This is a genomic window from Intrasporangium sp., from assembly GCF_040414665.1.
In the GTDB taxonomy this organism is placed as follows: Bacteria; Actinomycetota; Actinomycetes; order Actinomycetales; family Dermatophilaceae; genus Intrasporangium.
Genome location: NZ_JBEDUL010000069.1, coordinates 1 through 10,062, shown reverse-complemented (window position 1 = coordinate 10,062; position 10,062 = coordinate 1). Strand labels below are relative to the sequence as shown.

The 10,062-nt window shown below is 69.5% G+C and carries 12 protein-coding genes and 1 pseudogene; 2 read left to right on the top strand and 11 right to left on the bottom strand.

The window, feature by feature from the left end; translation table 11 throughout:
• The 8 genes from ABF401_RS08130 to ABF401_RS08095 form a co-directional block, all read right to left on the bottom strand.
• The coding region (locus ABF401_RS08130; protein ID WP_353509042.1) for a hypothetical protein at positions 1-295 on the bottom strand (295 nt) is incomplete at its 3' end.
• Positions 292-564, bottom strand: coding sequence for a 30S ribosomal protein S19 (gene rpsS / locus ABF401_RS08125; RefSeq protein ID WP_353509041.1), 273 nt, complete (start codon positions 562-564; stop codon positions 292-294). The genes rpsS and ABF401_RS08130, both read right to left, overlap by 4 nt.
• A gap of 15 nt (positions 565-579) precedes the next feature.
• Positions 580-1,416, bottom strand: a complete 837-nt coding sequence (rplB, locus tag ABF401_RS08120) for a 50S ribosomal protein L2 (protein ID WP_353509040.1) — start codon at positions 1,414-1,416, stop codon at positions 580-582.
• 32 nt (positions 1,417-1,448) lie between these two features.
• Positions 1,449-1,748, bottom strand: a complete 300-nt coding sequence (gene rplW / locus ABF401_RS08115) for a 50S ribosomal protein L23 (protein WP_353509039.1) — start codon at positions 1,746-1,748, stop codon at positions 1,449-1,451.
• Positions 1,745-2,389: a 50S ribosomal protein L4 gene (rplD, locus tag ABF401_RS08110; RefSeq protein WP_353509038.1), complete on the bottom strand. Its 645-nt coding sequence runs from the start codon at positions 2,387-2,389 to the stop codon at positions 1,745-1,747. The genes rplW and rplD overlap by 4 nt, the downstream gene beginning before the upstream one ends.
• Positions 2,386-3,063, bottom strand: coding sequence for a 50S ribosomal protein L3 (gene rplC, locus ABF401_RS08105; RefSeq protein ID WP_353509037.1), 678 nt, complete (start codon positions 3,061-3,063; stop codon positions 2,386-2,388). Before rplC ends, rplD begins: the two co-directional genes overlap by 4 nt.
• Before the next feature lie 10 nt (positions 3,064-3,073).
• Positions 3,074-3,382, bottom strand: coding sequence for a 30S ribosomal protein S10 (gene rpsJ, locus ABF401_RS08100; protein WP_009775966.1), 309 nt, complete (start codon positions 3,380-3,382; stop codon positions 3,074-3,076).
• A 556-nt stretch (positions 3,383-3,938) separates the two neighbouring features.
• Positions 3,939-5,264, bottom strand: a complete 1,326-nt coding sequence (locus ABF401_RS08095; protein WP_353509036.1) for a M18 family aminopeptidase — start codon at positions 5,262-5,264, stop codon at positions 3,939-3,941.
• A 118-nt stretch (positions 5,265-5,382) separates the two neighbouring features.
• Between ABF401_RS08095 and ABF401_RS08090 the strand changes: the two genes are divergently transcribed.
• Together ABF401_RS08090 and ABF401_RS08085 are read left to right on the top strand one after the other, a co-directional pair.
• A complete protein-coding gene (locus tag ABF401_RS08090) occupies positions 5,383-6,291 on the top strand; it encodes an LLM class flavin-dependent oxidoreductase (protein WP_353509035.1) in 909 nt (302 codons plus the stop codon).
• Between the two features lie 21 nt (positions 6,292-6,312).
• Entirely contained in the window at positions 6,313-7,398 is a 1,086-nt protein-coding gene (locus ABF401_RS08085; protein WP_353509034.1) for a serine hydrolase domain-containing protein, read from the top strand.
• Positions 7,399-7,509: 111 nt separating this feature from the next.
• Here the strand turns inward: ABF401_RS08085 and ABF401_RS08080 are convergent, their stop codons facing one another.
• From ABF401_RS08080 to fusA, 3 genes and pseudogenes are all read right to left on the bottom strand, one after another.
• The gene (locus ABF401_RS08080; RefSeq protein WP_353509033.1) at positions 7,510-8,040 is read right to left on the bottom strand and encodes a TIGR03086 family metal-binding protein; all 531 of its coding nucleotides are present in this window, start codon (positions 8,038-8,040) and stop codon (positions 7,510-7,512) included.
• Between the two features lie 186 nt (positions 8,041-8,226).
• Complete coding sequence (gene tuf, locus ABF401_RS08075) at positions 8,227-9,420, bottom strand: elongation factor Tu (RefSeq protein ID WP_353509032.1); 1,194 nt, start codon at positions 9,418-9,420, stop codon at positions 8,227-8,229.
• A 95-nt stretch (positions 9,421-9,515) separates the two neighbouring features.
• Positions 9,516-10,062, bottom strand: a pseudogene (gene fusA, locus ABF401_RS08070) (elongation factor G); the annotation flags it as partial.

The following is a 10,062-nucleotide window of genomic DNA, read 5'->3' as shown; positions in this document are numbered from 1 at the left end:
CCTCCTCCTCGGGCTCGTCGGGCTCGGCGGCGTCCTCCTCCGGCGCCTCCGTCTCCTCGGCCACGGGCTCGGCCGCCTCGCCCTCCTCCTCGTCGGCCTTGCGGCGACGACGGCGGCGGCGCGGCTTGTCCTGCTCCTCGGCCGCGGCCGCGACCTCGGGGTCCTCGGTCTTGCGGCGACGACGCCGGCGCGGGGTCTTGGCCTCCTGCTCGGCCTTGGCCTCGGCGGCCTGCTCGACGATCTTCTCGTCGGGCTTGCCGCCCTGCGTCTCGTCGATCTCGTGCTCGGGGCTCATCGGCGGCGGCCGGTGTCGGCGTTGCCTCGATAGGTGCGGGTGGGGGCGAACTCGCCCAGCTTGTGGCCGACCATCGACTCGGTGACGAACACCGGGACGTGCTTGCGGCCGTCGTGGACGGCGAAGGTGTGGCCGAGCATGTCCGGGCTGATGACCGAACGGCGCGACCAGGTCTTGATGACGTTCTTCGTGCCCGCTTCGTTCTGGGCGTCCACCTTCTTCTGCAGGTGGTCGTCGATGAAGGGGCCCTTCTTCAGGCTACGAGGCATTCCAAAGGCTCCTTATCAGCGCTTCTTGCCAGTACGACGGCGACGCACGATGAGCTTGTCGCTTTCCTTGTGTGCCTTGCGGGTCCGGCCCTCGGTCTGACCCCAGGGGCTGACGGGGTGACGCCCACCGGACGTCTTGCCCTCACCACCACCGTGCGGGTGGTCGACCGGGTTCATCGCCACACCGCGGACGGTCGGGCGCTTGCCCTTCCACCGCATGCGGCCGGCCTTGCCCCAGTTGATGTTGCTCTGCTCGGCGTTGCCGACCTCGCCGACCGTCGCGCGGCAGCGAGCGTCGACGTTGCGGATCTCACCGGAGGGCATGCGCAGCTGGGCGTAGGGGCCCTCCTTGGCGACGAGCTGGACGCGAGCACCCGCGGAGCGGGCGATCTTCGCGCCGCCGCCCGGCTTGAGCTCGATCGCGTGGACGACGGTACCGACGGGGATGTTGCGCAGCGGTAGGGCGTTTCCCGGCTTGATGTCGGCCCCGGGGCCGTTCTCGATCGGGTCGCCCTGCTTGAGCCGGTTCGGCGCGAGGATGTAGCGCTTCTCGCCGTCGGCGTACTGGACGAGCGCGATCCGAGCCGTGCGGTTCGGGTCGTACTCGATGTGGGCCACCTTGGCGGGCACGCCGTCCTTGTCGTGGCGACGGAAGTCGATGACGCGGTAGGCACGCTTGTGACCCCCACCGATGTGGCGGGTCGTGATGCGGCCGGCGTTGTTGCGGCCACCCGACTTGGTCAGGGGGCGGACGAGCGACTTCTCCGGCGTGGTGCGCGTGATCTCGACGAAATCGGCGACCGACGAGCCGCGACGGCCCGGCGTGGTCGGCTTGTACTTACGGATTGCCATGTTCGTTAGTCCTCAAGGATCTTTCGTCGTTGTCAGGCGCCCGCACCGAAGATGTCGATCGAGCCCTCGCGGAGGGAGACGATCGCACGCTTGGTGTCCTTGCGCTTGCCGGTGCCGAAGCGGGTGCGGCGGGCCTTGCCCTGGCGGTTCAGGGTGTGGACCTTGTCGACCTTGACATTGAAGATCTGCTCGATGGCGTTCTTGATCTCGGTCTTGTTCGCGCGCGGGTCGACGATGAACGTGTACTTGCCCTCGTCCAGAAGGCCGTACGACTTCTCGGACACGACCGGCGCGATCAGGATGTCGCGGGGGTCCTTGGCGTGGATGCTCACTTCGAGTCCTCCTTGGCGGGCTGGTCGGCCTTCGCACCCTTCTCGCTGGCGGCGACGAACGCGTCGAGGGCCGCCTGCGTGAAGACGATGTCGTCCGCGCACAGCACGTCGTAGGTGTTGAGCTGGTCGGACACGAGGACGTGGACGTTCGGCAGGTTCCGGACCGACTTGTACGTCAGGTCGTCGCCGCGCTCGATGACGACGAGCACGTTCGGGCGCTCCGTGAGGTCGGCGAAGACCTTGGCTGCGGCCTTCGCGGACGGGGTGTCCCCCGTGACGATCGAGTCGAGCACGTGGATGCGGCCGAAGCGGTTCCGGTCGGAGAGGGCGCCACGGAGGGCGGCGGCCTTCATCTTCTTCGGGGTGCGCTGCGCGTAGTCACGCGGCTGCGGGCCGTGGACGATGCCGCCGCCGGCGAACTGCGGCGCACGCGTCGAGCCCTGACGGGCGCGGCCGGTGCCCTTCTGGCGGTAGGGCTTGCGGCCACCGCCGCGGACCTCGCCACGGGTCTTGGTCGAGTGCGTGCCCGAACGAGCGGCCGCGAGCTGGGCCACCACGACCTGGTGGATCAGCGGGACGTTCGTCTGGACATCGAAGATGTCAGCGGGAAGGTTCGGCGTCTTGGTTGCCATGTCGTTCATGCACCCTTCGCGGCCGTGCGGATCAGGACGATGCCGCCGCGGGGACCCGGGACGGCACCCTTGATGAGCAGCAGACCCTTCTCGGCGTCAACGGCGTGGATCTGGAGGTTCTGGGTCGTCTGGCGGACTCCGCCCATGCGACCGGCCATCCGCATGCCCCGGAAGACGCGGCCCGGCGTGGCGCACCCGCCGATCGAGCCGGGCTTGCGGTGGTTGCGGTGGGCACCGTGGGAGGAGGAGACGCCGGCGAAGCCATGGCGCTTCATGACACCCGCGAAACCCTTGCCCTTCGTCGTGCCCGTCGCGTCGACGCGCTGGCCGGCCTCGAAGACGTCGGCCGAGATCTCCTGGCCGAGCTCGTAGTCGGCGGCGTCCGCGGTGCGGAGCTCGACGAGGTGGCGGCGCGGCGTGACGCCGGCCTTCTCGAAGTGGCCCGTCATGGGCCTGTTGACCTTGCGCGGGTCGATCGCACCGAAGGCGAGCTGGACCGCGTCGTAGCCGTCGCTCTCGCCGTTGCGGACCTGCGTGACGACGCAGGGGCCGGCCTCGACGACGGTCACCGGGATGAGCCGGTTGTCGGCGTCCCACACCTGGGTCATGCCGAGCTTCTTGCCGAGCAGGCCCTTGATGGTCCGTGCTGAGGTGGTGGTAGAGGTGGTGGCTGCAACACTCATGATGGCCGCCTCAGAGCTTGATCTCGATGTTGACGTCCGCCGGCAGATCGAGACGCATCAGCGAGTCGACGGCCTTGGGCGTCGGGTCGATGATGTCGATGAGGCGCTTGTGCGTGCGCATCTCGAAGTGCTCGCGGCTGTCCTTGTACTTGTGCGGCGACCGGATGACGACGAAGACGTTCTTCTCCGTCGGCAGCGGAACCGGGCCAACCACCGTGGCGCCGGCACGCGTAACCGTGTCGACAATCTTGCGCGCCGAGTTGTCGATGACCTCGTGGTCATACGACTTCAAGCGGATGCGGATCTTCTGTCCCGCCATCTCCGTTACGTCTCTCTCTCGCCGTACCTGTGCAGTCCGGTTCCCTTGGCATCCGACCCCCGAGGTCGGGCGTGTCGCGCCCGCTCCGCGGAAAAAGCCGCACCGAAGTGCCGCTCTCGTCCTGGATTGCCCGGCCGAACCGGGTGGCTTGCGCTTCCCTCGGGCCTCTGACGAGTCCGTTGCACGTCGTGAGATCGTGCAGTCGAGGGGCGGCGGCACTGACATGGGTCAGCGACGCGCGTCAAGCAACCCGACAAGTGTGCCAGAGCCCAGAAGCACTATCAAATCGACCGCCGGGGAGCACGAATCCCCGAAATCACGGCGCGTCACCGCGATGTGGCCGTATGCCGCTGAGCTGGCTCCGGCGCCCCGACGGCTGGCTGCGAGCCCACGTCCACTCTTCGTCGAGTGTGCACTCCGCGCCCTGCGCGAAGTGCACACTCGTCCAGGACCCCCGGCGCGAAGTGCACACTCGACCAGGACCCAGCCGGGCGCGGAGTGCGCACTCGACCAGGACGAAGTGCACACTCGACCAGGGACAGGGACAGGGACAGGGTCAGGAGGCGGGGGCGAGGAAGGCCGCGAGCGCCGCCACGTACATGGCCGGGTCCTGGGCGCCACCGAGCTCGCGAGCGCTGTGCATGGACAGCAGCGGAGCACCGAAGTCGACGGTCGTGGCTCCCGTCAGCGCCGACGTCATCGGGCCGACCGTCGACCCGCACGGGAGGTCGGTGCGGACGACGAACGACTGCATCGGCACCGCGGCCTGCTCGCAGGCGAGCCGGAACGCCGCCTCGCCGAGCGCGTCGGTCGCATAGCGCAGGTTGGAGTTGATCTTGAGCACCGGCCCGCCGTTGACCGCGATGTGGTGGAGCGGCTCGTGCCGGTCGGCGTAGTTCGGGTGCGTCGCATGCGCCATGTCGCCGCTCGCGATGACGGTCGAGGCGAGCGCCCGCCAGTAGTCCTCCCGGGATCCGCCGCCAGCCAGGACGATGCGCTCGAGGACCGATGGCAGGAGCGTGGACATCGCCCCCCGCTCCGACTGGCTCCCGACCTCCTCGTGGTCGAAGAGGACGAGCACCGGCACGAGCCGCGGTTCGCTGCGGGCGGCCGCGACCAGCGCCCGCACCCCTGCGTACGACGTGCCGAGGTTGTCGAGCCGGGGCGCCGCGATGAGCTCGCTGCGGCGCCCGAGACGACGGGAGGGCTCGACCGGGTGCGTCATGACGTCCCAGCCGAGGAGGTCGGCCGCCGGGACACCGACCTGCTCGCTGAGGTAGCGCCGGAAGTCGCCGGGCGCGTCCCCCAGCCCCCAGAGCGGCTCGAGGTGCTGCTGCCGGTTGAGGGTCAACCCCTCGTTCTGCTCGCGGTCGAGGTGGATCGCGAGCTGCGCCACGCGTAACAGGGGTGTGGTGTCGTGGAAGAGGCGGGTCTCGACCTGATGGCGCCCCTCGCCACGCCCCTGCCTGCGCACCGCGACCCGGCCGGCCAGGCCGAGGTCCCGGTCGAGCCATGAGTTCAGCAGCGGCCCGCCGTAGACCTCCACCCCCAGCGACTGCCAGCCGGCCTTGAGGTGGTCGGGGTTGGGCTTGACCCGCAGGTTGGGGCTGTCGGTGTGCGCCCCGACGACCCGGAACCCGGCAGCGGGACCCGGCCCAGCGGCATACGCCCCCGTCGTGTCCCACGCGATGAGGGAGCCGCCGCGGACGACGAAGTGGGCACCCGGTGCGGTCGGGAACGGCTCGGACTCCACCACCTCGGTGAAGCCGGCCTCGGTGAGGCGGGCAGCGGCCTGCGCGGTCGCGTGGAAGGAGGTCGGCGAGGCGTCGACGAAGTCGATGAGGCCCTGGGCTTCGGTGTCGATGTCGAACGCGTGAGCCATGGGAGCGACCTTATCCCCCACCCAATCCTGGCCGTATGCCGCTGTGCTCGCTCGCCGCCGCCACAGCACTCCCAGCCCTCCCGGACTCCCGTTACTCCCGCCCGTCACAATGGGCGCCATGGATCGGATCCGCGTTGGTGTCCAACTGCCCGAGGTCGAGCGGCGCGTCGAGTGGCCGGAGCTCCTCGACCTGGCACGGGCTGCGGAGGACGTCGGCCTCGACTCGCTGTGGCTCGGCGACCACCTGCTCTATGACCTGCCCGGCGGGGTCACCCGGGGTCCGTGGGAGGCCTGGACGTCACTGGCCGCCCTCGCCACCGTCACGTCTCGGGTCGAGCTCGGGCCGTTCGTCGCGTCGACGTCGTTCCACGCACCCGCGATGCTCGCGAAGATGGCTGCGACGGTGGACGCCATCTCCGGGGGTCGGCTCGTGCTCGGCCTCGGCGCCGGCTGGAACGAGCGGGAGTACCGGGCCTTCGGCTTCCCCTTCGGAGATCGGGTGGCGCGGTTCGAGGAGGCCTTCACGATCATCCGGCAGCTCGTCCGGGAGGGCCGATCCGACGTCCGCGGGCGGTTCCACTCGGTGCAGGACTGCGTCCTCGACCCGCCGCCGACCCGCCCGGGAGGCCCGCCGCTCATGCTCGGCTCCACCGGCCCGCGGATGATGCGGATCGGCCTGCCGCACGTCGACCTCTGGAACACGTGGTGGAGCGACTACGGCAACTCCGTCTCGGGTTTCGCGTCGATGCGTGACCGGGTCGAGGCGGCCGCCGCCGAGGCGGGTCGGCAGCCGGGTGAGGTGGGGGCGACCGCTGCGGTCCTCGTGCGGTTCGCTTCCGGCCGGGGTCGGGTCATGGGCGAGGGTGACTACAACGTCGCAGTCGACCCGGTGCCCGGGGAGCCCGCGGCCATCGCGGAGCATGTCGCTGCCATGGCCGACGCCGGGGCCGTCCACGTCCAGCTCGTCCTCGACCCGATCACCGTCGGCTCCATCCGGGAGGTCGGCAAAGCCGTGGCGCTGCTCTGACCGGCCCGCCATGCTGGCGCCATGACGGTTCACGGCCGGGTGTCCGCCGGCTTCGAGACGGTGCAGGACGCCTTCGCCGAGGTCGTCCGCGCGCAGCAGGGCACCGGCGCCGCCACCGCGATCTGGCACGACGGCAGGTGGGTCGTCGACCTCTGGGGCGGCCACGCCGACGCTCACCGGACCCGACCGTGGGACCGCGACAGCATCGTCATGCCCTACTCGGTGACAAAGCCCGTCACCGCCCTCGCGGCGCTCACCCTGGTGGACCGTGGACGACTCGACCTCGACGCGTCGATGCAGCGCTACTGGCCCGAGCTGCGGACCGAGGCGACGGTGCGGCAGGTCCTGTCCCACCAGGTCGGGCTCGTCGCCCTCGCCGAGCCCGCGCCGGCGTCGCTGCTGCTCGACTGGGCCGGCCTGTGCGGCCGCCTGGCCGTCGAGGAGGCGCTCTGGCCCTCAGGCATGGCCATCGGGGAGTCGGCCCTCTTCTACGGCCACCTCGTGGGCGAGCTCGTGCGCCGGGTCGACGGGCGTGTCGTCGGCAGCTACCTCCGCGAGGAGGTCTGCGGGCCCGCGCACCTGGACTTCGCGATCGGCTTGACGTCCGGTGAGCTGGGGCGCGTCGTCGACCTGACCGGACTCGATGTCCTCGCGGAGCAGGTCGCGCAGCCGACTGCGTCCGACCTGCTGGGCAAGGCGCTGCTCAACCCGCCGGGAGCGATTGACGCCGACGTCGTCAACAGCGAGGCCTTCCGCCGGGCGCAGGTCCCGGCCATCAACGGCCACGGGACGGCCCGTGCGGTGGCCGGCATGTACGCGAAGCTGCTCCAGGGCCAGCTGATCTCCCCGGCACTGCGTGACGAGGCCGCCCGGTCGCAGGCGTCAGGCGTCGACCGGGTCATGGGCGGTGAGCCGCGGTCCTGGGGGCTCGGCTTCGCGGTCGACGGGGACGGGTTCGGCATGGGTGGCATCGGCGGCAGCGTGGGCTGGGCAAGCACCGAGGGCGGCTACGCGTACGCGTTCGTCTCGGGCAGCATGGGGACGCACGATCGGTCGGATCTGGTCGAGAACGCCTTCCGCGCGGTCATCGGCCTTGCGCCAGTCTGACCGCGGGTTTCGAGCCTGCTGGGACACGTCACGGGGACAGCTGTGAGTGACGCCTGATTGCCCCAGGCCATCAGCGGGCTCTCGTCCCGTCGGTTGTCCCAGCGAGACACCTCAGGGAGCGCGGCCGGCGACGGCCGCGAGCCTCACGTAGACCGGGGCGTCGCCGGGCACCGGCACCTCCGGACCGAAGGCCGGTCCACGGTTGTCGTCGGTGAGCCCGGCCGTCATGAACGCCATGCCGCGCTCGGCGACCTCGGGGTCGAGATCCGGGTCCTGGCCCGTCGCCCTCACGAGGTCCCAGGTGTGCACGGCCACCTCCGCCGTCTGCCAGTCCGCCATGCTGGTGTCCGCGTCCTCGCCCTTGGCCCTCCACGTCGCGAGGAGCTCATCAGCGCTGGCTCGGAAGGCCGACCCCGCCTCGCCGGGCCCGACCGGCGGGTCGGTGGACCAGTCCGGCTGACCGCCGTTGGACATCTCGACGAACCGCCCGGGTGCGGCGACGAGGTGCGCGAGGAGCCGGCCGACGTCCCAGCCCGGACAGGGCGTCGGATCCCCGAGCTGGCTCTCCTGCACACCATCGATGACAGCAACCGCCTGGTCGAGCGCGCGGGACAGAACGGTGAGTCGCACGTCCATGGCCATCGAGAACACCTCCGATTCGATTCCCCCTACCCTAGGCACCCGCGCCGGCTGCGGGGGGCCAGCAACCCACGAAACCGCGCCGACCCCGGGAACGAGCCCAGCGGCATACGTCATGGGTGTGATGGGAAGGCGGGAGGGCCCGGCCCGCCGAAGCGGACCGGGCCCTCCCGGGAGACGTACGTCAGGTCACTTGATGATCTTCGTGACGCGACCGGCGCCGACCGTGCGGCCACCCTCACGGATGGCGAACTTCAGGCCCTCCTCCATGGCGATCGGCTGGATGAGCTCGACCTTCATGTCGGTGTTGTCGCCGGGCATGACCATCTCGGTGCCCTCGGGCAGGTGGACGACACCCGTCACGTCCGTGGTCCGGAAGTAGAACTGCGGACGGTAGTTGTTGAAGAACGGGGTGTGCCGTCCGCCCTCATCCTTGGACAGGATGTAGACCTGGCCCTCGAACTCGGTGTGCGGCGTGTTGGTGCCCGGCTTGATGACGACCTGACCGCGCTCCACTTCCTCGCGCTTGATGCCACGAAGCAGCAGACCCGCGTTGTCACCAGCCTGGCCCTCGTCCAGGATCTTGTGGAACATCTCCACACCGGTGACCGTGGTCTTCATCGACTTCTCCTTGATGCCGATGATCTCGACCTCTTCGGAGGTGTGCACCTTGCCGCGCTCGATCCGGCCGGTCACCACGGTGCCGCGGCCGGTGATCGAGAACACGTCCTCGACCGGCATCAGGAACGGCTTGTCGGTGTCCCGGACCGGCTCGGGGATGCTGTCGTCACAGGCCTCCATGAGCTCGATGACCTTGGCACTCCACTCGGAGTCGCCCTCCAGCGCCTTGAGCGCGGAGACCCGGATCACCGGGACGTCGTCGCCGGGGAACTCGTACTGGGTGAGCAGCTCACGTACCTCGAGCTCGACGAGCTCCAGGATCTCCTCGTCGTCCACCATGTCGGCCTTGTTCAGCGCGACCACGATGTACGGCACGCCGACCTGGCGGGCCAGCAGCACGTGCTCACGGGTCTGCGGCATCGGGCCGTCGGTGGCCGCGACCACCAGGATGGCCCCGTCCATCTGCGCGGCACCAGTGATCATGTTCTTGATGTAGTCCGCGTGACCCGGGCAGTCCACGTGTGCGTAGTGCCGCTTGTCGGTCTGGTACTCGACGTGCGAGATCGAGATGGTGATCCCGCGCTCCTTCTCTTCCTTCGCGTTGTCGATCTGGTCGAAGGGAGTGAACGGGTTGATGTCGGGATACTTATCGTGCAGCACCTTGGTGATCGCCGCGGTCAGCGTGGTCTTGCCGTGGTCGATGTGTCCGATGGTGCCGATGTTCACGTGCGGCTTGGTCCGCTCGAACTTGGCCTTGCCCACTGGTTTCTCCTCGTTGCGATCGTCCCCACCGGCGGTGGGGCCAAGGCGCTTCCTCGTTGCGCCGTTCTTCTGATTGACGTTTGTGTTACCTGTGGTTACTCACCACGGGCCTTGGCGATGATCTCCTTGGCGATGCTGGGCGGGACCTCGGCATACGAGTCGAACTGCATGCCGTAGTCCGACCGGCCCTGGGTCCGGCTGCGCAGGTCACCCACGTAGCCGAACATCTCGGACAGCGGCACGTTGGCCTTGACCACGCGGACGCCGGAGCGCTCCTCCATGGCCTGGATCTGGCCACGCCGGCTGTTCAGGTCGCCGATCACATCGCCCATGTAGTCGTCCGGCGTCCTGACCTCGACGGCCATCACCGGCTCGAGCAGCACGGGGTCCGCGTGCGCGGCCGCCTTCTTGAACGCCATCGATCCGGCGATCTTGAAGGCCAGCTCGGACGAGTCCACCTCGTGGTAGGCACCGTCGGTGAGGGTGACCCGCACGTCCACCATCGGGTAGCCAGCCAGCACGCCAAACTCGGCGGCCTCCTGGCAGCCCGCGTCCACCGACGGGATGAACTCCTTCGGGATCCGCCCGCCGGTGACCTTGTTCTCGAACTCGTAGCTCGGGCCATCGGTGGTCAACGGCAGC